Source organism: Rhizobium atlanticum (genome assembly GCF_030182485.1).
Taxonomy (GTDB): Bacteria; Pseudomonadota; Alphaproteobacteria; order Rhizobiales; family Rhizobiaceae; genus Rhizobium.
The window spans coordinates 288944-314824 of the sequence record NZ_JAQJCJ010000001.1 but is presented as its reverse complement, the minus strand read 5'-3'; the positions used below and the strand labels follow the sequence as shown (position 1 = coordinate 314824).

The 25881-nt window shown below is 60.1% G+C and carries 21 protein-coding genes; 6 read left to right on the top strand and 15 right to left on the bottom strand.

All coding sequences use genetic code 11. The annotated features are described in order from the left end of the window. Positions 1-25 precede the first annotated feature (25 nt). Complete coding sequence (locus PH551_RS01475) at positions 26-433, top strand: DUF2000 family protein (protein WP_085778749.1); 408 nt, start codon at positions 26-28, stop codon at positions 431-433. A 67-nt stretch (positions 434-500) separates the two neighbouring features. Here the strand turns inward: PH551_RS01475 and PH551_RS01470 are convergent, their stop codons facing one another. The 9 genes from PH551_RS01470 to PH551_RS01430 form a co-directional block, all read right to left on the bottom strand. Beyond that, positions 501-1166: a YiaD family glycine zipper/OmpA-like lipoprotein gene (locus PH551_RS01470; protein WP_085778750.1), complete on the bottom strand. Its 666-nt coding sequence runs from the start codon at positions 1164-1166 to the stop codon at positions 501-503. A gap of 236 nt (positions 1167-1402) precedes the next feature. Next, positions 1403-2401, bottom strand: a complete 999-nt coding sequence (locus PH551_RS01465; protein WP_085778751.1) for a flagellin N-terminal helical domain-containing protein — start codon at positions 2399-2401, stop codon at positions 1403-1405. A 268-nt stretch (positions 2402-2669) separates the two neighbouring features. Then, the gene (locus PH551_RS01460; RefSeq protein WP_285191571.1) at positions 2670-5825 is read right to left on the bottom strand and encodes an efflux RND transporter permease subunit; all 3156 of its coding nucleotides are present in this window, start codon (positions 5823-5825) and stop codon (positions 2670-2672) included. Beyond that, positions 5822-7027 (bottom strand): efflux RND transporter periplasmic adaptor subunit, encoded by a 1206-nt coding sequence (locus PH551_RS01455; protein WP_285191570.1) that lies wholly within the window; start codon positions 7025-7027, stop codon positions 5822-5824. The genes PH551_RS01460 and PH551_RS01455 overlap by 4 nt, the downstream gene beginning before the upstream one ends. Positions 7028-7283: 256 nt before the next feature. Next, a complete protein-coding gene (locus PH551_RS01450; RefSeq protein ID WP_285191569.1) occupies positions 7284-8192 on the bottom strand; it encodes an adenylate/guanylate cyclase domain-containing protein in 909 nt (302 codons plus the stop codon). Positions 8193-8394: 202 nt separating this feature from the next. Then, positions 8395-9945: a SpoVR family protein gene (locus PH551_RS01445; RefSeq protein ID WP_285191568.1), complete on the bottom strand. Its 1551-nt coding sequence runs from the start codon at positions 9943-9945 to the stop codon at positions 8395-8397. Next, complete coding sequence (locus tag PH551_RS01440) at positions 9942-11216, bottom strand: YeaH/YhbH family protein (RefSeq protein WP_085778756.1); 1275 nt, start codon at positions 11214-11216, stop codon at positions 9942-9944. Before PH551_RS01440 ends, PH551_RS01445 begins: the two co-directional genes overlap by 4 nt. A gap of 12 nt (positions 11217-11228) precedes the next feature. Beyond that, a complete protein-coding gene (locus tag PH551_RS01435; RefSeq protein ID WP_085778757.1) occupies positions 11229-13172 on the bottom strand; it encodes a PrkA family serine protein kinase in 1944 nt (647 codons plus the stop codon). Between the two features lie 402 nt (positions 13173-13574). Continuing rightward, positions 13575-14051, bottom strand: coding sequence for a VOC family protein (locus tag PH551_RS01430; RefSeq protein WP_285191567.1), 477 nt, complete (start codon positions 14049-14051; stop codon positions 13575-13577). Between the two features lie 210 nt (positions 14052-14261). On the opposite strand from PH551_RS01430, the gene PH551_RS01425 reads away from it, so the two are divergent. Continuing rightward, the gene (locus PH551_RS01425) at positions 14262-16739 is read left to right on the top strand and encodes an ATP-dependent helicase (RefSeq protein ID WP_285191566.1); all 2478 of its coding nucleotides are present in this window, start codon (positions 14262-14264) and stop codon (positions 16737-16739) included. A gap of 26 nt (positions 16740-16765) precedes the next feature. On the opposite strand, the gene PH551_RS01420 is transcribed toward PH551_RS01425, so the two are convergent. Continuing rightward, a complete protein-coding gene (locus PH551_RS01420) occupies positions 16766-17113 on the bottom strand; it encodes a hypothetical protein (RefSeq protein ID WP_097598119.1) in 348 nt (115 codons plus the stop codon). 363 nt (positions 17114-17476) lie between these two features. Between PH551_RS01420 and pncA the strand changes: the two genes are divergently transcribed. Then, positions 17477-18103, top strand: coding sequence for a bifunctional nicotinamidase/pyrazinamidase (gene pncA, locus PH551_RS01415; RefSeq protein ID WP_285191565.1), 627 nt, complete (start codon positions 17477-17479; stop codon positions 18101-18103). A gap of 15 nt (positions 18104-18118) precedes the next feature. On the opposite strand, the gene PH551_RS01410 is transcribed toward pncA, so the two are convergent. Together PH551_RS01410 and PH551_RS01405 are read right to left on the bottom strand one after the other, a co-directional pair. Then, positions 18119-19708, bottom strand: coding sequence for a hypothetical protein (locus PH551_RS01410; RefSeq protein ID WP_285191564.1), 1590 nt, complete (start codon positions 19706-19708; stop codon positions 18119-18121). A gap of 82 nt (positions 19709-19790) precedes the next feature. Next, positions 19791-20042 carry a DUF2164 domain-containing protein gene (locus PH551_RS01405; RefSeq protein ID WP_221112233.1) on the bottom strand — a complete coding sequence of 84 codons (252 nt, stop codon included), beginning with the start codon at positions 20040-20042 and terminating at the stop codon, positions 19791-19793. A gap of 131 nt (positions 20043-20173) precedes the next feature. On the opposite strand from PH551_RS01405, the gene PH551_RS01400 reads away from it, so the two are divergent. Further along, positions 20174-20905, top strand: a complete 732-nt coding sequence (locus tag PH551_RS01400) for an AzlC family ABC transporter permease (protein ID WP_285191563.1) — start codon at positions 20174-20176, stop codon at positions 20903-20905. A 3-nt stretch (positions 20906-20908) separates the two neighbouring features. Next, positions 20909-21217: an AzlD family protein gene (locus PH551_RS01395; protein WP_097597971.1), complete on the top strand. Its 309-nt coding sequence runs from the start codon at positions 20909-20911 to the stop codon at positions 21215-21217. Positions 21218-21283: 66 nt separating this feature from the next. On the opposite strand, the gene PH551_RS01390 is transcribed toward PH551_RS01395, so the two are convergent. After that, positions 21284-23116 (bottom strand): aminopeptidase P family protein, encoded by a 1833-nt coding sequence (locus PH551_RS01390; protein WP_285191562.1) that lies wholly within the window; start codon positions 23114-23116, stop codon positions 21284-21286. Between the two features lie 278 nt (positions 23117-23394). On the opposite strand from PH551_RS01390, the gene PH551_RS01385 reads away from it, so the two are divergent. After that, the gene (locus tag PH551_RS01385) at positions 23395-23568 is read left to right on the top strand and encodes a hypothetical protein (RefSeq protein ID WP_004668779.1); all 174 of its coding nucleotides are present in this window, start codon (positions 23395-23397) and stop codon (positions 23566-23568) included. Between the two features lie 396 nt (positions 23569-23964). On the opposite strand, the gene PH551_RS01380 is transcribed toward PH551_RS01385, so the two are convergent. Further along, on the bottom strand, positions 23965-24843 hold the full coding sequence (locus PH551_RS01380) for a 50S ribosomal protein L11 methyltransferase (RefSeq protein WP_285191561.1): 879 nt from the start codon (positions 24841-24843) through the stop codon (positions 23965-23967). Positions 24844-24911: 68 nt separating this feature from the next. Continuing rightward, on the bottom strand, positions 24912-25511 hold the full coding sequence (locus PH551_RS01375; RefSeq protein WP_285191560.1) for an SCO family protein: 600 nt from the start codon (positions 25509-25511) through the stop codon (positions 24912-24914). Positions 25512-25881: the final 370 nt, after the last annotated feature.

Sequence of the window (25881 nt, the reverse complement as noted above, 5' to 3'; positions counted from 1 at the left end):
CGATACCCTGATGAGAGAGACTGGAATGTTTGATACCAAAATTGCGATCGTCCTGCGAAACAATCTTGCCGGCTGGCAGAAGCTGAACGTCACAGCCTTCCTGTCGACGGGCATCGCCGGACAATATCCCGAGATCATCGGAGAGCCGTATAAGGACCGCGCCGGCAATCTCTACAATCCGCTATCGATCCAGCCAATCATCGTGCTTTCCGCCGACGAAGCGACGATATCGACCATCCACCGCCGCGCGCTGGAACGTGAGGTAACCGCCTCCATATTCATCGAGGAGATGTTTGCCACCGGCCATGACGCCGCCAACCGCGCCGTCTTTGCCGAGTATGCCCCTGACGACGCCAATATCGTCGGCATTGCGATCAGAGCCGACAAGAAGATTGTCGACAAGATCACCAAAGGCGCGACGATGCAGCATTGATGCGATCAGCAGAAACGAAAGAGGCCGAGGGCGAGCCTGGCCTTCTGTTGTCTGAGAGAGCGCCTGCTCAGCCCTGCGTGATGGGCGCGATCTGGATCTCGACGCGGCGGTTCTGGGCGCGGCCGGCCTCGGTCGCGTTGGAGGCGACGGGCTGGGACGGGCCGAAGCCGACGGCGGAGACGCGGCGCTGGTCGATGCCCTGGCCGCCGAGATAATCGGCAACCGAAAGCGCGCGGCGCTGTGACAGGTCCTGGTTATGCTGCAGGCTGCCGGTCGAATCCGTATGGCCGTTGACGTCGATCAGGGTGCGGTTGAACTTGCGCAGCACGATCGCCACCGAATTCAGCGTCGGATAGAAGCCCGGCTTCACCGCGTCCTGGTCGACATCGAAAGTGATGTTCGAGGGCATGTTGAGAATGATGTTGTCGCCCTGGCGGGTGACGGAGATGCCGGTACCTTCGAGCTGGGCGCGAAGCTCGGCTTCCTGCTGGTCCATGTAGTTGCCGATCGCGCCGCCGGCCAGCGCGCCGATACCGGCGCCGATCAGCGCTGCGTTGCGCTTGCCATGCCCGCCGCCGCCAACGGCCACGCCGACAAGAGCGCCACCGAGCGCGCCGAGCGCAGCACCGCCCGCTGTATTGGAAACCTTCTGCTCACCAGTATAGGGATCGGTCGTCGTGCAGGCGCTGAGATAGCTTGCTGCGACAGCCAGAAGTATGAATTTCTTGATCATGGACAGGACGGTCTCCGTTCAAAACTGATGCGAGCAAATGGCAAGGATTACGGCAAGAAAATGAAGATGTTCCCTTGATAGGGGAATTTCAGGCGCCGAAACAGCAGCCATGTTGCAGCAAGGCACGGATATCACCAGTTTTTACCGGGTCGGCGGGCGCGCCAAATCTTCCTCCGAGATACTCGGACCTCAAACAACAAACATTGCAGTGCCGCTCCAAGCGCCCAATCTCACCCTTAGAAATTCTGGAACAACTGCCTGACCGTGTCGTAGGTCGCATTGGCAATGTTCAGCGATTGGAGGCCGAGCTGCTGCTGCGTCTGCAGCGCCCTCAATCTGCTCGACTCCTCCTCCATGTCGGCATCAACGAGCCGGCCGATGCCGGCGGTGATGTTGTCGTGCAGCTGAGTGGCGAAGTCGTTCTGCAGCTCGATGCGTTTTTCCAGCGCGCCGAAGGCCGATCCGACCGTGGTCAGCTGCGTTAGGGCGGCATCGACCACGCTGATCATTTCGCTGAGCTGACCTTTCGTCGTGCTTGAAGAGACGGAAATCACCACCTGGCCGGTGGTGGTGCCGTTCTTGCTGGTCATCAGCACGTAGTCCTGCGAAGCGCCGAGTTCCGTAGCGAAATAGGCCGAGGTCAACACGCCGTATTCGCCGGAACCAGTGGCCCGATCGTCGATCAGGTAGCGCGCATCCTTGGAGGTCGTCGCCCCCACAGGCGTGTTGTCGATATGGTAGCTCAGCATGCCCACGGAGACCGTGCCGTCGGCATTGCGGATGAAGGAGGCCGGGATTTGGCGCGGCTGCGTCGGCGTCGCATCATTGGTGAGGATCACCCAGTTGTCGCTGTTGAAGGTCGCCGATTCCGAAACGCTGCGCAGTTGCTCCTGCAATTGCTTGAGTTCTTCGTTGATCTTGTTCTTGTCGACCCCGTCCTCGGTGGCGGCGACGAGCTTGGCCTTGATCTCGGAGACAACGTCGATGACGTTCTGGACACCGGTATAGGCCGTGCCCATTGTCGCAGCCGCCATGCCGAGCGCGTCCTGGACCGCCGAAATGGCCTTGTTGTCGGTGCGCGCGGTGGTGGCGATCGACCAATAAACAGCATTGTCGGCCGCTTTGGCAACACGCATGCCTGTCGTGATGTGGTTCTGCGTGACCGTCATATTGCGATTGATATCACGCAGCACATGGAGCGCCGCATCAACGGAGACGCGCTGATAAATACTCACGGAACTAGACTCCAAAAACACAACAGAACGCAACTGAACAGGGATGAACCTTCCGCACAGACACTCATGTCCGGGGTCGCTGGGTCTCCAGCGCATTGCCTTCAAGAAACGAAGAAGGCCAGTCGGTTCCTGGCCACGATGATTGCCGCTTATGCTTAAAAAACGGCTAATCTTCAGAGGAAATTTATCTTATTCCGCAAGGCTTCATACTCCATAAGAAACGCCGCCGAATGGCAATCCGGCGGCGTGTTCAATGCGCATGGAAGGCTTACTCGGCGGCCTGCAGCTGCTCCTCGTCGGGGGCTGGGAGCAGCCTCGTCGCGACCGACATCTCCTCGTGCAGGCGCGCCTCCTCGTGGGCATGCGGCTTGGCGAAGCGGGCAAGCAGGAGATAGGCGACCGGCGTGATGAACAGCGTCACCAGCGTCGCGAAGCCCAGGCCGCCGACGATCACCCAGCCGAGCGCCACGCGCGCTTCCGCACCCGCGCCGTGGGCAAAGACCAGCGGCACGCCGCCGAGGATGGTGGCGATCATCGTCATCATCACGGGGCGAAGGCGCAGCGCGCAGGCCTTCTCAATCGAAGAGCGCACGTTCTCGCCCCTGTCACGCAACTGATTGGCGAATTCGACGATCAGGATGCCGTTCTTCGCCATCACGCCGACGAGCAGCACCAGGCCGATCTGGCTGTAGATGTTCAGGCTGGAACCGGTGATGATCAAAGCGAAGACGGCGCAGGCAAGGCCGAGCGGCACCGTCGACATTATGATTACCGAGGAGAGCACGCTTTCGAACTGGGCGGCGAGTACCAGGAAGATGATGACGATGGCAAACCCGAAGGTCAGCGCCATGCCGCTCGAATTCTCTTCCAGCGTCGCGGCTTCCGCAAGCGGCAGCAAACGTGCGCCGGGCGGCAGCAGGGGCTCGGCAAGTCCCGTCACCTGTTTCACGGCATCGCCGAGCGACATGCCGTTCTTGAGGCCGGCGGTGATCGCGACGGAGGCGAGCTGCTGCTCGCGGTTCAGCTGCGGCGCGACCGATCCTTCCTTCATCGTGGCGATGACGGACATCGGCACGATCTTGCCGTCACCGGTTTTCAGGAACACGTTTTCGAGATCCGTGGGATCATCGATCGGCCGCGTCGTCGAAGTCAAAAGCACGGGATAGGATTCGCCGTCGACGAAGACATCGACCACCGAGCGCCCTTCGAGCAGCGACTGGATCGCCGTCGACAGCCCCGTGATGTCGATGCCGAGATCGGAAGCACGCTCGCGGTCGATCGCCACCGACACCTGCGCTTGACTGGGCTCGTTGGTGAGCCGCGGCGTATCGTATTGGCCGGTGGCGTCGAGCGCCTGCACCAGCTTGGCGGCCGCCGCCGTCAGCGCCTCGTGATCGTTACCAACAAGCGCCATCTGCACACCGCTGCCGGCGCCGCGGATGCGCAGGCTGTTGGAAGATATGGCATTGCCGCGCAGCGCCGGCACCTTCGCCGCCGCCTGATTGATGTCGCCGACGATCTCGGCCTGCGTCCGGTGACGCTCTCCCCAGGGAGCAAGCGTCAGCACCATGAAGCCGCTGTTCAGCGAGCCGCCCTGTCCGGAGATCGAGAAGACGTTGCGGATGTCGCCGCTATCGACCAGCGGCTGCAGATATTCCTCGACGAGCTGCATCTTGTCGCGGGTATATTCGAGGCTCGATCCCTGCGGCGACGTCAGCCGCATCATCACCAGTGACCGGTCTTCTTCCGGCGTGAGCTCGCTTTTGACCGTCGAGAAGGCGATGAGCGCCGCGCCGGCAAACATCACCGAGGCCAGGATAACCACGAAGGGCGCGTTGAGGCATCCGTGCAGTGCCCATTTGTAGCAACGGGCGAGCGCGCCGCCGAAGCGACCGAGCGCTCCGTGATCCTCAATCATCGGCTTCGTCAGCATGCGCGAGGCGAGCATCGGGCAAAGCGTCAGCGCCACGATCGACGATAGTCCGACCGAGAAGGCGAGCACGAAGCCGAATTCGCGGAAGAGACCGCCGACCTGCCCCGGCAGGAACGAAAGCGGGATGAAGACGGCCGCCAGCGTCGCTGTCGTGGCGATAACTGCGAAGAACACTTCGCGCGTGCCGAGCACGGCGGCCGCGCGCGGTCCCATGCCCTCGGCGCGCCGGCGCACGATGTTTTCGAGCACCACAATCGCGTCGTCGACGACGAGGCCGGTCGCCAGCACGATGGCGAGCAGCGTCAGGATGTTGATCGAGAAGCCGACCATATAGATGGCAGCCAGTGTGCCGATCAGCGCCACCGGCATGCTGACCGCCGGGATCAGTGTCGCTCGCCAGTCGCGCAGGAACAGATAAATGACGGCGGTGACGATGACTGCGGCGAGCACCAGCGCCAGCACCACCTCATGGATCGCCCCCTGAATGAAGACGGCATCGTCGCTGGTGATGGCGATCGTCGTTCCCTCGGGCAGCGTCTTCGATAGTTGCTCGACGGCCGCCTTGATGCCGGTCGAAATGTTCAGCGTGTTCGACTGCGCCTGACGGATGATGCCAAGCCCGATGCCGGGCTTGCCGTTCGAGCGCAGCGCCGTGTCACCGTCACGCGGCCCGAGCGTCACCGTCGCGACATCGCCCAGCCGCACGCGATCTTGAAGCATGACATCGGAAAAATCCGCCGGCGTCTGCAGATTGGCGGTGGCGCGCACGACGATATCCTGCGTCGCGCTCTTCAGCGAGCCCGCCGGCACGTCGAGCGCGGCATTGTCGAGCGCCTTGGTCAAGTCGCCGATGGTGAGCCCGCGGCTGGCGAGCGCCCCCTGATCGACATCGACGCGGAAGACCTTCTCCTGGTCGCCATATTCCTCGACATCCGCGACGCCATCGACGGAGGCGAGACGATCGATCACCTCGTTCTCGACGAGCTGCGTCAGGTCGTCCATGTTGAGCTTGGTAGAGGTGACGGCAAGGCGCATGATCGGCGAAGAATCCGAATCCGCCTTGACGATCTGCGGCGCATCGGCCTCGTCTGGCAGGTTCTGCGTGATGCGGCCGATTGCATCGCGCACGTCGTTGGCGGCGACCGCGAGATCGATCGCATCGGAGAATTCGAGCGTCACCCGGCTCTGGCCGAAGGATGAGGTCGAGGAGATCGACTTCAGGCCGCTGACGCGGGCGACTGCACCCTCGATCACCTTGGTCAGTTCCTGGTCGATCGTCTGCGGTGAAGCGCCGTCGAAAGTGGTGCGCACGGTGACGACGGGACGGTCGACATCAGGCAGCTCCCGCACCTCGACGCCGACATAGGCTGCAAGGCCGGCGACGACCATCAGCGTATTGAACACCAGCGCCAGGATCGGTCGGCGAACGAAAAGCGCGGTGAAACTCTGCTTGCTCGACGCTCGGTCCTGAGGCAGTTCCGTCACGTTCATTGGGTGGCGACCTCCCCACTCGCGGCAACATCGGCGGAAACACGCACCGCGCCACCCTCACGCACGCGCTGCAGGCCCTGCGTCACGATCTTGTCGCCGTCCTTGAGGTCGGCCTTGACGAGAATGAAGTCGGGATTGCGCTGCACGACGCTCACCCGCACCTTGTGCGACCTGTCGTCGGCCACGCGCCAGACGAAGGACCCTTGAGAATCCCACTGCACCGACTGCGGATCGACCGCCGGATATTTGTCGCCAGGGAATTTCATGCTGACGCTGAAGGACATGCCGGCGCGCAGCTCGTCGGAAGCGTTGTCGATCCGGGCGCGCAGGCGCAGCGTGCGGCTTGCCGCATCAATGCGGTTGTCGACAGCCTCGATCACGCCGGAAAACATCTGCCCCGGTCTTGCCACCGACATCGCCTCAACCGGCTGGCCGACCGCAACCGTGTTGGCAAAACGCTCCGGCACCCAGAAATCGACGAGGATTTCCGACCGATCGTCCAGTGTGACGATCGGCGTGGTTGTGGTGACATTGTCGCCGATATTGACAGGCACGATGCCGACGATGCCGTCGATCGGGGCCGTGATATTGCGTCGGGCGAGATTGAGTTCGGCGGCCTGCAACTGCAGTCGCGCGCCCTGCTCGGCGATCTCGGAATCGAAGACGTCCATGCGCGACACGCTGGACTTGATGTTGTGATAGAGATTGGATTTCTCGACCGCGGCCTTCACCGCCACGACCGCCTGGCCGCGGGCGATCACCTGCTCCTCGCTGTCGAGCTTGGCAAGCACCTGCCCGGCCTTCACCCTGTCGCCCGACTTGATGAGGATTTCGCGGATCGTGCCCGATGCCTGCGGCGTTACCGCGACGGAACGGATCGCATCGCCTGTACCGATGGCATTCAGCCGATCGTTGACGACGCCCTGGACGACGGCTTCCGTCGCGACGAGAATGGCGCTGTTGCGCCCGCCGCCGCGGCGGTTTTGACCCTGTCCTTGCCCCTCGCCCCGTTGTCCCTGTGCCCCGGCGGAAGCACCGGCGTCCGCAGTCTCCTCGGCCTTCGGCGCAATCTTCGAAACGAGACTGTCGGGGATGCCGGCATCACGCATCTTATCGCCGGCGCCGGGCGCAAGGAAAACCCACGCGGCGAAGCCGGCAATGATGACGATGAGTGAAAGTATAAACTGCTTCCAAAAGGCCATTCACGTCTCCGGAGGGACTCGAGGTTGGACCAGGGTCGGTCGAAAGAGGCGCTGCGGGATCAAGCTTCCCATCTGATGCGACAATATCGCGCGTTTACAGCTTACCGACAAGCATAAGCGGCCGGCATTACCGATTTGTAATATCAGCGAAGATTGGAAATAACCCGGCCGCTCACTTTTGCTTGAACGAAACTCAAAAACCTCTTTCGCCGTTGTTACTGAAGCGAGATAACCATCAAAACCAGTGAAGAACTGGCTATCGACGCAGCGACCACCGCAGGCCGATGGTCGCTGCGATCCCCAGTATCGGCCAAACCGCCCAGAAGGTCCCGCTCCAGGTGAGGACGTTGATGCCGATGATGCCGAGCGCCACAATCGCGAGCGTAGCCATCCTGCGGTCGAAACGCGTCTGTTCACGATTCCAGGCGAGCGCTGCAACAGCGGCTATCGCAAGCAGTGGAAAGCGCGCCCAGAAAACACCCTGCCACGACAGGAGATTGATGAAGAGCAGCACGACGGCGATGACGCCAAGCACGGCAAACAGCCTCCGTCCGGCGGACACCGGCCTTGCCTCGGCCGTGACGGCGGCGGCTGGCTGTTGCCGGGCGGCGGGTCGTTCGGCAGGCGGCGTTTCGTCGCCTCCCTCGCCGATCTTGACCGCGTAGCTCGGCACGCCCTCTTCGACGTTCTTCACTGTCAGCGGCCCGAGAAACTCGAAACCAACAGCCACCTTGTTGCGCACCTGATCGTAGACGGTGCTTGATATTACGATGCCTCCGGGCGAAGCCGACGTCTGCAGCCGCGCGGCGATATTGACGCCGTCGCCATAAATGTCATCGCCTTCGACGATCACGTCGCCGAGATTGATGCCGATGCGGAAGAGCATGCGCCCGTCGCTCGGGCGGCCGGCATTGAAGCCGGCAAGTTCGTTCTGGGTATCGACGGCCGCGCGCACGGCTTCGACGACGCTCGGAAACTCGGCGATCAGTCCGTCGCCCCAGGTGTTGACGACGCGGCCGCCATGGCTCTCGATCAAATGTGCCATCGCGTCGCGGCAGCGCTTCAGCGTCGCAAGCGTCCCCTCCTCGTCGGCCCCCATCAGCCGTGTGTAGTCTTGCACGTCAGCACAGAAGATCGTCGTCAGCTTCCGCCGCGTTTCACTCATTGTCGCTCGCCTTTGCGCTATCCCGAAAGGTCGCTGCAAGGTGGAATTGGGTTGAGTGGAGACCAATATGAACGATTGCAGCGGCGTTAAATTACGCAGCCTTTGTGTTTGTTGCCATCGATAATTGCCGATCGCCGCCGGATGCGGACAAAGGATGGAGGCGTACGATGCGCTTTAGCCCGACACGTTGCAAAAAACCGGATCATTGAACGATCTTGCGCGGGCTTGCCGTGTGTTCCTTCGCCACGCTGCTCGAACCGTCGATTTCCTGAAGCAGCACATCGTAGCCCCAAAGATCGGCAAGATGTTGCAGGACAAGCTTCGTGTCACCTTCCTGCAGATAGCAGCCGTTCATGACGATATGCTGCAGCAACAGGCGACGGTCGCCGGCGAGATCGACATCGACGATATCGATTGCCGGATCGGTCCAGCCGATATCGTATTCGCGGGAGAGCTGGCGGCGAATGCGCAGATAGCCGCGTTCATTGTGAATTGCCGAAACCAGCACACCTTCGGTCTGTTCCGGGTCGTCGTAGAGATGGAACAGCCGAAACCGCCGGATCAGGTTCGGACTGAGGAACTGACTGATGAAACTTTCGTCGCGGTAATTCGCCCAGATGTCGCGCAGGACCCCCATCGCGTCGCCTCTTCCCGCGATATCGGGAAACCATGCCCGGTCCTCTTCCGTCGGCTTCGTGACGATCCTCTCGATGTCCTGCATCATCGCAAAACCAAGCGCATAGGGATTGAAACCCGAGAACCGCCGATCGTCGTAGTTTGGCTGGAAGACGACATTGGCGTGCGACTTCAGGAATTCGAGGAAGTTGCCGTCGCTGATCTGCCCCCGCTCGTGAAGTCGGTTCATGATCTGATAGTGGACGAAGGTGGCGGTTCCCTCGTTCATCACCTTGGTCTGCCGCTGGGGATGGAAATATTGCGCGACGTGGCGCACGATGCGAAGGATCTCTCGCTGCCACGGCTGCAGCCGGGGCGCAGATTTCTCGAGAAAATAGAGGATATTATCCTGCGGGAGACCGAGCGCGGCGCGCCGCTTTTCCAAGCCTATGTCACCCGTCTTCTTCGCCTTCCCGACGGGAACCGTGCGCCACAGATCGTTGAACATCTGCTCCTCGTGGGCGCGACGCTCCTGTTCCCGCTTCTCCTCCTGGCGAAGGTCGATGGTGGTCTTGCCGGCATATCGATGCACCCCATGCGACATGAGCGCATGCGCCGCATCGAGCGTTCTTTCGACCGCCGTCTCGCCGTAGCGCTCTTCGCAGCGGGTGATATAGCCTTTGGCGAAATCGAGATAATCAAGAATTCCCTCGGCATCGGTCCAGAGCTTGAAGAGATAGTTGTTCTTGAAGAAGTGATTGTGGCCGAAGGCCGCATGGGCGGTGACGAGCGTCTGCATCGTCGCCGTGTTTTCCTCCATCAGATAGGAGATGCAGGGAGAGCTGTTGATGACGATCTCGTAGGCAAGATCGCGCATCCCGCGGCGGTAGAAGGTCTCGTGATGCGCGAAGTGCTTTCCGAAGGACCAATGACGGTAAAAGAGCGGCATCCCGGTTGAGGAATAGGCATCCAGCATCTGCTCCGAGGTAATGACTTCGATCTGGTTCGGATAGACATCGAGGCCGAGTTCACCGAGCGCGATCCCTTCGCACGCATCGTGGATGCGCTGCAGCGTTGCAAAGTCCCAGTCGGCCCCCTCGAATAGGAGCCGCTCTCTTGGCCTCACCGTCATGGTCATGGCGTCACCTTCGACTGTGCCTCACGTTTCTGGAAGAGATCGTGGAAAACAGGGAATATTTCGCTTCGCCGGCAGACCTTGCGCATTGAAAGCGGCAGCGGTTCGGAACGGATCCCATCATAGAGCATCCACAGCGGCGATCGCGATATTGAAGAATCGCCGCCCTCCTCGCCGACTTCGATATAGGCGAAATACTGGCATAGCGGCAAAATCTCGCGCAGCAGCTGCCCGGTCAGATTTCCGTCCGAATGGGCGTTGTCGCCATCCGAGGCCTGGGCACCATAAATATTCCACTCCGCCGGGTCGAAACGCGCTGCGATAATTGCCCGCATTGCGGCAAGCGCACTCGAAACCAGCGTGCCACCCGTCGCCGGGCCGTAGAAGAAGGTTTCCTCATCGACCTCCTCAGCCCTGTCGGTATGACGGATGAAGACGATTTCCACCTTCTTGTAGCGTTTCGACAGGAAAAGGTAGAGCAGCAGATAGAATCGCTTCGCGAGGTCCTTCATGTGCTCCGACATGGAGCCTGACACGTCCATCAGGCAGAACATCACCGCTTTCGCGACTGGCTTCGGCTCGTTTTCGAAGCGGCGATAGCGGACATCAAGCGGATCGATATAGGGAATGCGCCGGCTTTTTTCCGTCAGGGCTTTGAGTTTTGTCTCAAGCGCCAGACGGGTCTCCTCGTCCTTGCATTCCTCGATCTGCCGCTGCAGGGCTTCGATTTCTTCGCGGCGTGGGCGGCCAAGCGCAACGCGGCGCATCATTGCCAGCTTTGTCGTGCGGCCGACGGCAATGTTGGAAGGCGACCCTGATACGGAATAGCCGGCCCGGAACGGAGTTTCCTCCTCGGTTTCGGCTAGACGCCGCTTGGCGAGGTCTGGCAATTCGAGGTCGTCAAGGAACACATCGAGGAATTCCTCCCGCGTCAGTACGAAACGAAAGCCATCCTCACCGTCGCCCTCGCCTGCATCTTTTGGTTTTCCGCCCTTCCCGCCCGGCGGCCGGGGAATGATGTCCCCCTCGACGAAAGCCCGGTTCCCGGGCAGGATGTGGTCGGCGATGCCGCCTTCACCCCTTCGAAAGCTTGGTTCTGCCATCCCATCGATCGGCAGGCTGATCTCCCCGCCGTCGAGCACGTCTCGAATGTTTCGATTTTGCAGCGAACGTTTCACCGCCTGCTGCACGGCTCCCTTCATGCGTCGAAGGAACCGCTGACGATTTTCCAGACTTTTACCGCGCGGATTTAGCCGCCGGTCGACAATGTGCATAATGGCTCCGCATTAACTTGCCTGTTTGACGCGCATGTACCATTCGACGAGGCGCCGAACCTGCCGTTCCGTGTAACCTCGCGCGGCCATGCGCGAGACGAATTCGCTATGCTTCTTTTCTGTTTCCGAATCCTTCTTCGATCCGAAGGAAATCACCGGCAAGAGATCTTCGACCTGCGAGAACATACGCTTCTCGATGACTTCCCGGATTTTCTCGTAGCTCGTCCATGACGGATTTTTTCCGCCATTCGCTGCCCGCGATCTCAGTGAGAACTTGACGATTTCGTTGCGGAAATCCTTCGGATTAGCGATTCCCGCCGGCTTTTCGATCTTCGTCAGCTCCTGATTGAGGAGCTCGCGGTCGAGAAGCTGACCAGTATCGGGATCCTTGAAGTCCACATCTTCGATCCAGGCATCGGCATAATCTACGTAGCGGTCGAACAGATTCTGTCCGTAGTCCGCATAAGATTCAAGATAGGCCTTCTGTATCTCGTTGCCAATGAACTCTGCGTAGCGTGGCGCAAGATCGGCCTTGATGAACTCCAGATAACGCTTCTCGACATCATCGGGAAACTGCTCGCGACGGATCGCCTGTTCCAGCACATACATCAGATGGACGGGATCAGCGCCAATGTCAGTCGTGTCGTGATTGAAGGTGGAGGCGAGCACTTTGAAGGCGAAGCGGGTCGATATTCCGTCCATGCCTTCGTCGATACCGGCAGCATCCCGGTATTCCTGGACGCTGCGGGCACGCGGATCGCTTTCTTTCAGGCTCTCCCCGTCATAGGTGCGCATCTTAGAGAAGAAGGTCGAATTCTCGTGCTTGCGCAGACGCGAAAGAACGGAGAAACGCGCCAGCATTTCGAGCGTTGCCGGGGCGCATGGTGCGTCCACCAGTTCCGATCCCTCGATCAGCTTTTCGTAGATCCTCTGTTCTTCTGTCACCCGCAGGCAATAGGGCACTTTGATCACGCAGATACGGTCGATGAAGGCCTCATTGTTCTTGTTGGCCTTGAAAGTCTGCCACTCCGCCTCATTCGAATGAGCAAGGACGATTCCGGAGAAAGGTATGGCGCCGATATTCTCTGAGCCGATATAGTTGCCCTCCTGCGTTGCCGTCAGCAACGGATGCAGCATCTTGATCGGCGCCTTGAACATCTCCACGAATTCGAGCACGCCTTGATTGGCGCGGTTCAGCCCGCCCGAATAGCTGTAGGCATCCGGATCGTTCTGAGAGTAGGTTTCCAGCTTGCGGATATCTACCTTGCCGACCAACGAGGAGATGTCCTGGTTGTTTTCATCGCCTGGCTCGGTCTTGGCAATTGCGATCTGGCGCAATCGCGAGGGTTGTATCCTGACGACGCGGAATCGGGAGATATCGCCTCCGAAATCGTCGAGCCGTTTCAGGCACCACGGGCTCATCAATCCGTTCAGCCGCCGCTGCGGGATTCCGTATTGCTCCTGCAGGAGCGGGCCCATCGTCTCCGGATCGAAGAGATTAAGCGGGCTTTCGAACACGGGGCTGATCTCTTCGCCCGCCTTCAGCACATAGATCGGATGCACTTCCATCAACTGCTTCAGCCGCTCAGCCAAGGACGACTTGCCGCCCCCGACCGGACCGAGCAGATAAAGAATCTGCTTGCGCTCCTCGAGCCCCTGCGCTGCATGCCGAAAGAAGGAGACGATGCGTTCGATTGTCTCTTCCATGCCGTGAAAACCGGCAAAGGCCGGATAAACCCGGATCGTCCTGTTCATGAAGATCCTGCCGAGGCGCGCGTCCTTGGCGGTGTCCACCATCTGTGGTTCGCCTATGGCAGCGAGCAGACGCTCGGTGGCGTTGGCATAGGCGATCGGATCGGTCTTGCAGAGATCAAGATATTCCGAGACCGACATGTCGCTTTCGCGACGCGCTTCATAACTGCGGGTAAACGCATCGAATACGGATTCACTCAGCATGGGACCTCCATTAAGGTTATGCCGCAGGCTCTAAGCCGTATAACCATCGAGATGGCCACGGCGTTCCTAAGAATCAATAGTTTCGTAGGTATATTCCACGCTGACCGGCCGTTTGTGGCAATGCACAAAATTGTGCATGCACCGGTATTTTTTTACTCTACGAAACTGTTTCTTATTGTAGTTGAGAAAAGGGGCGTCGCGATATCAGCACATTTAGCGACGTGACATGAAGGTCAAAAAGGTGTGCAATAGCGCCCGTGATTCGAGCCGTGGAAAATCGGCGATTTCCCGCCGGCAAGAGCAAGCCGCCTCTGATTGCGGGGCAGTGAGCGCGCCCCCGCAGGATGAAACCGGGCGAAGTAACCCCCGCCCGGTTTATTGCGATCGCGCGCCTCCCGGCTCTCAGCCGTTGAACGCTTTCTCCAGCGCAGCCACATCGATCTTGACCATCCCGAGCATGACTTCGGTGACACGCCTTGCCCGCTCGCGATCTTCGTCGGCGATCATCTCCGAGAGAGCGCGCGGCACGATCTGCCAGGACAGGCCCCAGCGGTCCTTCAGCCAGCCGCATGCCTCCGGCGTGCCGCCATTGGCGAGGAAGCCATCCCATATCCGGTCGATCTCCGCCTGGCTATCGAGAAGAACCGCGATCGAGAACGAGTGGTTGAAGCTATCGAGCGGGCCGGCCTTCATCGCCAGGAAAGCTTGGTCGCCGAGCGTGAATTCGATCAGCTCGACGCTGCCGGGAGGCCCACTCGGCGTTTCCGCCGGAAGTATGGTGGTGCGGCCGATCCTGGAATCCGGAATGATCGACACGTAGAATTCGACGGCTTCGCGTGCCTGCTCGGCGAACCAGAGATTTGCAATGACCTTCGGCATAGACAGCCTCCTTGTCGGCGAGTATCCCGGACTTCTGTCCGTGCTTCGAGGACGTCTGGTCGGCGCCGGTTCCGACAGGCTGGATCGGAATTTTTCGCCCGCTCACCCGCGGCAGCCTCGCCACCCGCACCCAGGCAATAGTGGTGGTTCGGGAATGAAAGCAGAACATCTTTTCTGGTCTTTCCTTCCCGAATCACTACATTACGCGCCATGAGCAATAGTTTCGACGATATTCCCTTCTTCGACGAAGAGCCCGGCGAAGTGGCGCGCAAGCCGCACCCGTCCGTCGCTGCAGCCGGAAGACCCGCCGCTGGCGGCCGCATCGCCGCCCGCGCCATGGCGGCGCGCGACGGCGGCAAGCGGCCGGATTATCTCGCTGGACTGAACCCGGAACAGACTGAAGCCGTCGAAACGCTGGAAGGTCCTGTCCTCGTGCTCGCCGGCGCCGGCACCGGAAAGACACGTGTGCTGACGACCCGCATCGCGCACATCCTCAATACCGGCCGCGCCTTCCCGTCGCAGATCCTCGCCGTCACCTTTACCAACAAGGCCGCGCGCGAGATGAAGGAGCGCATCGCCCTGCTCGTCGGCGGCGCCGTCGAAGGCATGCCCTGGCTCGGCACCTTCCATTCGATCGGCGTCAAGCTTCTGCGCCGCCATGCCGAGCTGGTTGGCCTCAGTTCCGATTTTACCATCCTCGACACCGATGACGTCGTCCGCCTGATCAAGCAGTTGATCCAGGCCGAAGGTCTCGACGACAAGCGCTGGCCGGCAAAGCAGTTCGCCGGCATGATCGACACCTGGAAGAACAAGGGCCTCGGACCGGCCGATATTCCCGAAGGCGATGCCCGCGCCTTCGCCAATGGCCGCGGCCGCGATCTCTATTTCGCCTATCAGGCGCGCTTGTCGACGCTGAACGCCTGCGATTTCGGCGACCTGCTGATGCATCCGATCGCGATCTTCCGCAAGAATCCGGATCTCCTAAAGGAATATCACGGCCGCTTCCGCTATATCCTCGTCGACGAATATCAGGATACCAACACCGCCCAATATATGTGGCTGAGGCTGCTGGCCCAGCGCAGCAGGGGCGAGCCACAGAATGTCTGCTGCGTCGGTGACGACGACCAGTCGATCTATGGCTGGCGCGGTGCGGAGGTCGACAATATTCTTCGCTTCGAGAAGGATTTCCCAGGCGCCAAGGTGATCAAGCTCGAGCGCAACTACCGATCGACCGAACATATCCTCGGTGCCGCCGCCCATCTGATCGCCCATAATGAAGGGCGTCTGGGCAAGACGCTGTTCACCGATCGCACCGATCCCGATGACGTCAGGGTGCAGGTTCACGCCTCCTGGGACTCCGAGGAGGAAGCCCGCGCCATTGGCGAGGAGATCGAGCAACTCCAGCGCAGCAAGCATCTGCTGAACGACATGGCGATCCTGGTGCGCGCCTCCTTCCAGATGCGCGAATTCGAAGATCGCTTCGTCACCCTTGGCCTCAACTACCGAGTCATTGGCGGCCCGCGCTTCTATGAGCGCCTCGAAATCCGCGATGCCATGGCCTATTTCCGGCTCGTCGCACAACCGGCCGACGACCTCGCCTTCGAGCGCATCATCAACACGCCGAAGCGTGGCCTCGGCGATACGACGGTGCGTGCGCTGCATGATTATGCCCGCGCCCGCGACATCCCGATGCTGGCGGCAGCGGCCGACATCATCGAAACGGACGAGCTGAAGCCAAAGGCGCGCAAAGCCCTCTTCGACGTGATTCAATCCTTCCGCCGATGGCAGGAGCTGCTTGAAAACACACCGCATACCGAACTTGCCGAGCAGATCCTCGAAGAGTCCGGCTATACCGACATGTGGAAGAACGACAAGAGCGCCGAAGCCCCGGGCCGTCTCGAAAACCTCAAGGAACTGATCCGCTCGATGGAAAGCTTCGAGTCGATGCGCGGCTTCCTCGAGCACGTTTCCCTCGTGATGGATGCCGAGACCAACGAGAACCTCGACGCCGTCTCGATCATGACGCTGCACTCGGCCAAAGGCCTGGAATTCGACACCGTCTTCCTGCCCGGCTGGGAGGAAGGCCTTTTTCCGCACCAGCGCTCGCTCGATGAAAGCGGCCGCGCCGGCCTGGAGGAGGAACGCCGTCTCGCCTATGTCGGCATCACCCGCGCCAAACGCCGCTGCCACATCTGGTTCGTCTCCAACCGCCGCATCCACGGTCTCTGGCAATCGACCCTGCCCTCGCGTTTCCTCGACGAACTGCCGGAGACCCATGTCGAGGTCGCCGAGATGGAACAGAGCTACGGCGCTTACGGCCGCGGCGGCTACGGCCAGTCCCGCTTCGACAAGGCCGAACCTTTCGCCAACTCCTATTCGACCCCCGGCTGGAAACGCGCGCAGGCCAACAGGACCGACGCCACGCGCGATAATTGGGGCACCCGCTCCGGCCACGCCGTCGAACGCATCGGTTACGGCGAAAGCGGCCCGAAGGGGCGCATGATCGACGGCGAACTGGTGGCGAAGTCCACGTCCTCGGAGCCGTCGCGCTTCACCCTCGGCGACCGCGTCTTCCACCTGAAATTCGGCAACGGCAACATCACTGGCATCGAAGGCAACAAGCTGACGATCGATTTCGATCGCGCCGGCCAGAAACGGGTGCTGGACGGGTTCGTCGAGCGCGTGTGATTTGCGGTGATACCGCGTGGGAACCCTTACCCGAACATCCGCATACTGCTGAGTCCGAGAATATCGTTCAGCAGGGCGATCCCCATTCCGACGGCGACGATCGACAGCCCGATCAGGAACAGTCGCCGAGCCCGGTCATATTTTGCGGCGAGCAGGGAGTCGCGCGCGAGCAGATCGGCAAATACCTTCACCTGAATGGCGATACCGACGGTCAGGAACGACATCGGTAGCAGATCGACGCGGCTCCAGTCATTGGGATTGGACACCCAGAGACTGATGAAATTGAGGGAGAAACCAAGAATGATCCCGGTCGCAGTCAGCGAGCCATTGCGGAAGGTGGCATCGATCTTTTCATCTGCTTGAGGCTCGGACATGGCTTCAATCTCGATTTGCTGATGAGCCAAGAAGGCAGAAATCGCGGCGGCGGGCAAGCTCGAGCGGACGTCGCCGTCGAAGACGGTGCTGCAGCACCTCAGCCGGTAAACCGATGAAGGCTGACATCGGGAAAATCAGGCTCTGCCGGGGAGATCCCGCAGCGTAAAACCTTCTGCTCCCGCCATTTCGAGAGGAGAGTCAGCGCGACCAATATCCACGGTTGCATTAGCGTGTGCTTTTTCGACCAGCCACTACCGGAGGTACTAGAATTAACACTTGCGCACCCGCGCTGGGAAATCCACTAGTGGTGTGTTCGGTGCATTTGGCATTTGCATTGCAATAACGCGAAGGGATTGGCCTTGATGAAAGCGCTGCTGCTCGTCGATATCCAAAACGGCTTCTGTCCCGGCGGCAATCTGCCGGTGCCGGACGGCGACAAGGTGGTTCCCGTCGCAAACCGGCTGATCGACAGCGGCAAATATGATTTGATCGTCGCCTCGCAGGACTGGCATCCGCCCGGCCACGGCAGTTTCGCCTCTGCCCATCCGGGCGCCGCTCCCTTCGAGATGGGCGAATTGTCCGGCAAGCCACAGATGATGTGGCCCGACCACTGTATCCAGGGTACGCTCGACGCCGAACTGCATCCGCACCTGAGATCCGAAGAGATCGACCTGATCCAGCAGAAGGGCGAGGATCCCAGGATCGACAGCTATTCGGCATTCCGCGACAATGACCGGGATGCTTCGACCGGTCTTTCCAATTTTCTCCAGGAACAAGGTGTCACCGATCTCGACGTTTGCGGGCTGGCGACCGATTACTGTGTCAAGTTCTCGGCGCTCGACGCGCTCGAGATGATGCCTGGTGTGCGCGTGCGCTTCATCGAGGATGCAAGTCGCGGCATTACCCCCGAAGGTGTTGCCGCCGCTATCGACGAGATGCGGGCGCATGGCATCGCTGTGATTAAAAGCGCAGATGCCTTGCGCCAATGAGCTTGCGATCGCCGACTATTTCAACAAATAGGCGTCGAATGTCTCATCGCTGCCGGCAACGGGGCGGAAGCGCTTGACGAGGGTCGTCTCGCTCCGGAATGCGGAAATGTCCTCTGGCGTCAGGGACAGCAGCCAATTGTAACTTTCGCGCAATGAGACCGGCGCGGCAATTCGGTCAAGCCGCTGTGAGAGAAGAATGACGACGGGGGCATGCTCGCTTTGCTGCAACTGCCGCGCCGTCTGCTGAATGTCGGCAAGGCTGAGAGAAAGCCGCGCATTGCGGGTATAATGCACAATGGCACCGAACCGTTCCTCTCTTGGAAGATAGGTGCGATTGGAAACGTAATAGGACAAGGCTTCAACGAGATAGTCGGGATCCGCCATGATGATCGCATCCTTGAGATCAGGACGAGATTGAATGAACGAGCCGAGATCCTGGGCTCGGCTGAGCGGCATATCGCTGAAAAGGAATTGATGGACCCTCTCGATGCCGGAAGCGACCTGCAGCGCGAGCAATATCATCAAGCACAGATGCCCGATCTTCACGACGACGGCAGCTTCGGTGCCGGCAACATCGACGGGGCCGAGCCGAGGGGGCTGGGTCAAAGCGGTGATTGCGATCATGAAGACCAGCCACAGCGCCTGATGCCTGTAGCTACCTGGATAAACGAGCGTAAAAAGCAGGGAAAGCCCGAGGAGAACCAGTGCTGCTGCGAACATCGCCGGTCGCCGGTTGGCCAGCCCCAACAGACTGCCATAGATGAGCACAGCCATGAGCGACGCGAAAATCCGGGCGAGCAATGGATCAGCCACGATCAGTTCAAGGACCCGGTCGGGGTAGAATGCCATGAAATAGGAACTGGCCGCGGTAAAGGCAGAAAAGAAAAGCAAAGCGAAATTCTTGTCCGCGAGATCGTTCTGCCCGGCATCGTTGAAGGTCGGATAGACTGTCATGACGCACAGAACAACGCCGACCGCGGCAATGGCAGCAGCTGTCACAAAGCCCCGATATGCGCTCAAAGGGGGGCTTGGCCGCGCCAGAACCAGATCGAAAAACCAATAGGCGAGAAAGCCGCCGACGAGGACGACCGAGTGGACATTGGTATTTGCCAGCAAGGCAAACAACAAGCCGAGCAATATCCCCTTGCGTGCTCCCCTCTCCCAGCTCAGGACGATAAGGAAGACCACCAGCATGCTGATGCCGTAATTTCGCGACATCGCCGCATAATCGAAAATCGAGAAGCTGCTGAACAGCGACAGCAGCATGATGGGAAGGGGCAGTTTCAACCGGAAAACAAGAAGGTAGGCGGCGGCCGCCGCAATCGTCAGTGCGACGATTTTCAAGACGACGGGTGAGCCGACTATGACATAGGCGGCGCGCAGCAGGATATACCACAGGGCAGGATGCCCCTCACCCTGCAGTTGGCGAAGCATAGCGGCGAAATTGTCTCCCTGAAGGGCCAGTGACAATGCGCGAACTTCGTCACGCCATACCGTTTCGGACCAGCAAAGCGCAGACGCCAGCGCAAGCCAGGCGAGGAAGAGCATCGCCTTGGCAAGCCTGGCGGATCGTGGTTCATCAATAACAGAGACAATCAGGGTCAAATGACACCAACCTGGTGAAGGAAAGCGCCGACCGTATCGCCGCAGCCATAATTTGGCGTTAAGCAGGCCTGCCGTCTGATTTTCAGGCGCTGGATTTCTGCTCTCTCTCGAGAAGATGGATATCTTCGGCCACGTCTTCCATTCTCTTCAGTAAGGCAGCCTGGGCATCTCTCAGCCCTCGATTGTAGAAGTAAGGCCCGATCTCCTCGGTAAAAAAATCGAGCAGAAATTCGGCCGGCAGGGTGCCGATGGGATCCAGTTCGCGGTCGAAATAAGCGCGGATGCGCGAAACGATCTCAGCCTTTTCTTCCCTGGAAAATTCGATTTTCTGCATGCCTGGTTCTCCGACAAATGCAATCACGACGTTGATGCTTCAGCGAAATCGATCGGTCAATCAACGAAATTCAATTGCCGTGGAAGACCCTAGCCCATAAGGAAAACCTGAATTTCCAACAGGACACTCACATGAATCGCGCCGACTTTGTTGAAGGTTTGCGGGGCGGCTCGGCCGTTGCGCTGGCATCGGCGCCCTTTGGCGCGCTGTTCGGAGCACTGGCGGTTGAAAACGGCATGTCGCTTTCCGAGGCCGCCTTCATGAGCGCAACGGTCTATGCCGGTGCCAGCCAGATGGTCGGAATCGAACTCTTCGGCCACAAGGTTCATGCCTGGCTGATCGTGCTGTCGATCCTGGCCGTCAATTTTCGCCATGTGCTCTATTCGGCGGCCTTAGCACGCTACATCGGCCATTTCACCCCGGTGCAGAAGTTCTTCACCTTTTTCCTGCTCGTCGATCCGCAATTTGCCGAGGCAGTCAAGCGGGGCGAAGCCGGCAAACCGCTTACCTTCGCCTGGTATCTCGGCTTCGGCGTCATCATCTACATTCCCTGGGTGCTGATCAGCGTCGCCGGCGGCCTGCTCGGCGGCTTCATCGGCGATCCCAAGGCAATTGGACTCGATATCTTGCTGCCGGCCTATTTCCTCGGCATCGTCCTCGGCTTCCGCAAGCGCGACAACTTCCTGCCGGTGGCGCTCGTCAGCGCGGTAGCATCAGTGCTCGCCTACCGCTATGTCGGCTCGCCATGGCATGTCAGCCTGGGTGCGGCCGCCGGCATCGTGCTGGCTGCCCTGCTGCCGCTGTCGCGCGAGGTGCCGGATCTCGAAGCCGACGCCCTTCAATCCGAAGTGCCCGAGGTCTGAGCCATGGAATTCGATCTCCATATGGCGCTCGTCATACTCGCCGCAGCAGTCGCTACCTTCGCCACCCGCATCGGCGGTTATATCCTCATCACCCGAATGAAGAGCATTCCCCCGCGCATGGAAGCGGCGCTGAACGCCGTGCCGGCCGCCGTGCTGACCACTCTTGTCGCACCTGCCTTCTTCATCGGCGGCTGGGAATCGAAACTGGCGCTGATCGTCGCTCTGTTCGTCGGCCTGCGCATTTCCCATACATGGATGCTGCTTGCCGCTTGGGTTGTCGTGATGGCATGGCGCTACACGATCGGCGCATGAACCCCGGCCTTGCGCCTGAAAGTGCGCGGCCTTGCAGCCCGAAAGCAGTGTTCCGCCGCCTGTTGCCTAATATTCGAGCGGCAGCGTCGCGTTTTCGAGCCACGCCCTGACGTCGGAATCGTGGATCAGCGGCATCAGCGCCTCGCATGTGCGGCGGTGATAGTCGTTGAACCAATGCAGCTCATCATGGGTCAGAAGCTCGGGAATGACGAGGCTGCGGTCGATCGGGCAGAAGGTCAGCGTCTCGAAGCCGAGCATCGGCATGTCGCCGCCTTCGATCTCCTCGGCGCCGCGCACATAGATCAGGTTTTCGATACGGATGCCGAAGCTGCCGGGCCGGTAATAACCGGGCTCGTTCGAAAGGATCATGCCGGGCAGCAGCTCCTGCGTCGAAAGCCGGGAAATGCGTTGCGGCCCCTCATGCACAGAGAGATAGGAGCCGACCCCATGGCCTGTGCCATGGGCGAAGTCAGCGCCTGCCCTCCACAGCGCGATGCGCGCCAGCGGATCGAGGTCGCAGCCGCGTGTACCCTTCGGGAAACGTGCCGTGCTGATCTGGACCATGCCCTTGAGCACCATCGTGAAGAAACGGCGATGCTCCTCTGACACCGTGCCGATCCCGACCGTGCGGGTAATATCAGTCGTGCCGTTGATGTATTGCGCACCGGAATCGATCAAGAAAAGTTCGCCTGCTTCGATCATCCGGTTGGTCGCGGTGGTAACGCGATAATGCATGATCGCCGCATGTTCGCCGGCGCCCGAGATCGTATCGAAGGATATATCCTTCAGCGGATTCTGCATGCTCTGGCCGACTCGAGCGCGCACCGCCTCCAGATGTTCGGCAGCAGAAATCTCGCTTACGCTGCCCGGCTTCTCCTGCGACAGCCAATAAAGGAATTCCACCATCGCTGCTCCATCCTGCAGATGTGCAGCGGCCGAGCCGTTGATTTCCACGTCGTTTTTCACCGCGCGCGGCAGCTTAGCGGGGTCGGCGCTTTCCACCACTTCGCCGCCCGCCTTGCGGATAATCTCCGCCAGCGCATGGGAGGCGATATCAGCATCGATCAGCACGCGGCGATCCCTGGAAACGGCAGCAAGCCTCTCTTCGAGCGCCGATGGCGGAAGTTGCGTGCATATCTGCCCGAGATAAGCCTCAGTCTCGATTCCAGTCTTGCGCTTGTCGAGGAAGAGTTCGGACCGCCCGTCGGCGTGGATGATGGCGCGCGCCAGCGGATGCGGCGTGTGCGGCACGTCGGCACCGCGGATATTGAAGATCCAGGCAACCGAGGAGGGATCCGCAATCAGCACCGCGGCGAGGTTCTTCTTCGAAAGATCAGCGGCAATCGTCGCAATCTTATCGCTTGCCAGCACGCCGGCTTGGGCGACATTCTGGATGGTGACGGCGCCGAGCGGCTCGGCAGGCCGATCGCTCCACAACCTGTCGAGCGGATTGTACGGCAGGAAGACCAACCTCCCGCCGATCTCCGCCAGTACGCTTTCCAGACGCCGTACCTCCGCGCCGGCGTGAAGCCAGGGATCGATGCCGAGCCTCAGCCCCTTAGTTCCGATTGCGGCAAGCCAGACATGCGGCGGCTCGTTCACCAGATCGCCGCCCGAAAACACCGAGCCGTCGACTTGTTCGGCGAGCTGCGTCACATAGCGCCCGTCGACGAAGACGATCGCCTGCGTCCGCATGATCAGCGCGATGCCCGCCGAGCCGGTGAAACCCGTCAGCCATGCCAGCCGCTCGGAGCAGGCCGGAACATATTCGCCGTTGAACTCATCGGCGCGCGGCACGAGGAAAGCATCGATGCCTAGCGAATCGAAAGTAGCGCGCAGCGCCGAAACTCGTTCCTTGCCGAACTGCGGCGTGGAGGTGACTTCGAAAGACTGGAACATGCTGGAAATCCGAATGGTTGAAACGAATCTGGTTAACGGGATGCCGGCCATGTTAGCGAAATTTAAATCGATGGGGAGAAAAAGCGACGAAACGAGGCGAAACCGTTGGGCCTGCTCGGCATTTTGACGGAACTGTGACGCCAAAAGTTAATTTGGCACGCTTTATGCATTGGCCGCATGGCTCCCATGATGAAAACCCTCTGCCTCCGCATTTCAGAATAGCTATATAGCCACCATCGAACGGTTCGGATGAGCCAGCAAACAAAGGAATTTTTGAAATGACCGCCTCTCTCTCGCGCTTCGCATACAGCAGCCCGGTGCAGGCTGGCGAACGCCAGACTGTGCGTCACGTGATCGGCGCCCGCCGCCCGCAGAATGAGGACAGCCTCAAGCTTCTCGGTGCCGGCCAGCGCGTCACGCGCCACCAGGGCGCGCCCAGCTACGCGTTCTAAGCTTAAAGCCTGTCCGTCTCCTCCCTCCCGGACCGGCCTATTGGAATGCAGTAGAGCCCGCTCGAGCGCTCCTCCTCCTTCGAGCTCGCGGGCATTGACCGGAAGACCGGTCCAAGGCGGTGCCATCGGCGCCGCCTTTTTCTTTTGAGAACGGCACGGAAACCGCACTATCCTGTGGGACAACTGACGTCACGACTTGTTCCCTCCTCTCCCCAGCGGGGAGAAGGTGGCCCGTAGGGTCGGATGAGGGGCGCCGGCGCACCCTTCATTGCCCTTCGCTTGCGCTCAGCGCATTCGCGGCTTAGCCGCTCACCCCTCATCTGCCCTTCGGGCATCTTCTCCCCGCCTGGGAGAAGAGGGAGTAAGTCGCACCCGTCGCCCCGATCCTCTCCCTCCTCAAGGCCGATCGAAATGAATCGTCACCCAGCCGTTCCGCCAGATCGTCCTGACATGGCGGAGCCGCGCGCCGCTATAGGCGGCGATCACCTTCCACCGTTGTGACGCGAGAATGCCTGAAAGGATCACCGATCCGCCGGGCGCAAGATGCGTGGCGAGCTTTGGCGCCATCCGAATCAAGGGCCGGGCGAGAATATTGGCGATGATGAGGTCGAAGGGGCCATTCTCCGAGAAGGCCGTCGAATGGAACCCCGGTGCGGTCTTCGTGACGATGCCAGACGCGATGCCATTGCGTCGTACGTTCTCAGCCGCGACCAGCGTTGCGATCGGATCGATATCGGTCGCAAGCACCGGGATGTTTTTGAGCTTACGCACCGCGATCGCCAGGACGCCACTGCCTGTGCCGAGATCAAGCGCATTGCGAACCCGGCGCGAACACATCACTGCATCGATCATCTCCAGGCAACCGGCCGTCGTTCCGTGATGGCCGGTACCGAAGGCTTGGCCGGCATCGATCTCGATGGCGATGTCACCGGAGCGGACCTTGTCTCGGTCATGCGAGCCATGCACCAGGAAGCGCCCCGCCCTGACCGGCTTCAGGCCCTCCAGCGACTTCGCCACCCAATCAACATCCGGGATGACTTCTCGCGACAGCTGAGCATCGGGAAAAGCGACCTTCAGCGCTGCCTCGATGCGGGAGCGCACATCCGCCTCGTCCTCGGCCATCATATAGACCGAGGCCTCCCATATATCCTTCTTCTCATCGATTTCGGTGGTGCCGATGGCAAAGTCTTCTTCGCCGAAGACTTGGGTCAGGAGATCGAGGATCGCTTCGGCCTGGCTTTCGGTGGTCGACACGTAAAGGCGGATTTCACTCACGATAGGCGGTCTTTCCCTTTTCCCTTGCCCGCCATCGGTCGAGCCAACGTCCCATCACGCTGAAGCCATCACCCCTTATGGACGAGATTCTCCAGCTTCTTTACCGCCGTGTCCGGATTTTCGCCATAGGCGATCGTTCCGGAAAACCGCCCGGCGGAATCGAGCAGGAAGACCGACGCAGTATGATCCATCGTATAGTCGCCGTTTGGATCCTTCTCGTCGACCGGCACCTTCTTGGCATAGACGCGGAACCCCTTGATGACCTCGGCGATCTTGTCCGGTGGGCCCGAAATGCCGGTAATTCGCTTGGAAACGTTGGACACGTAATCGTTCATGATCTCAGGCGTATCGCGCTCCGGATCGACGGTCACAAAATAGGCCTGCAGCTTGTCGCCGTCGGGATCGACCTTCTCCATCCATCCGTTCAGTTCGAACAGCGTTGTCGGGCAAACTTCCGGGCAATGGGTAAAGCCGAAGAACAGCGCAGTCGGCTTGCCGCGCAGCGCCTGCTCGGTGATCGGCTGGCCGCTCTGGGAAACCAACGTGAAAGGCACGCCGAAGGGAGCTTCCGCCACGACGTCCCGCGACTTCATGGAATAACTCACCGCGCCGAGAATCCCGGCAAGTATCAGAACACCGATCCAGACGGCGACGCGGAATCTCTTCATGGCGTGATCCTCGATCGGGCGGATGTGCCACCCGCCCCTGCCAGCGTGATTATCGTCTCGGCCGAAGGCGCGCAATTCAAGAATATGTTTTTTGACCCGTGATTAATTGTCTCACGAACCGCAGCCGTCGATCACCCGAAAGTCAGTCTGCCAGACTTGGCGTTCATCAAAAAAGCATTGCGCCTGAACGACTTCCCTTCTGCCCGAACCGACGGTCTCACAATAAACATCATTAGGAAAGGCTTAAGCCGTCACATCTATATTTAGCAGTGCGTGCGGCCCGGTCGAGCCGTTCTGACATGAAGTCTGCCGAGTGGCGAAACCTCCGGACGTCCGCATGAGGGTAAGAAAGACATAAACCCGAGCGGTT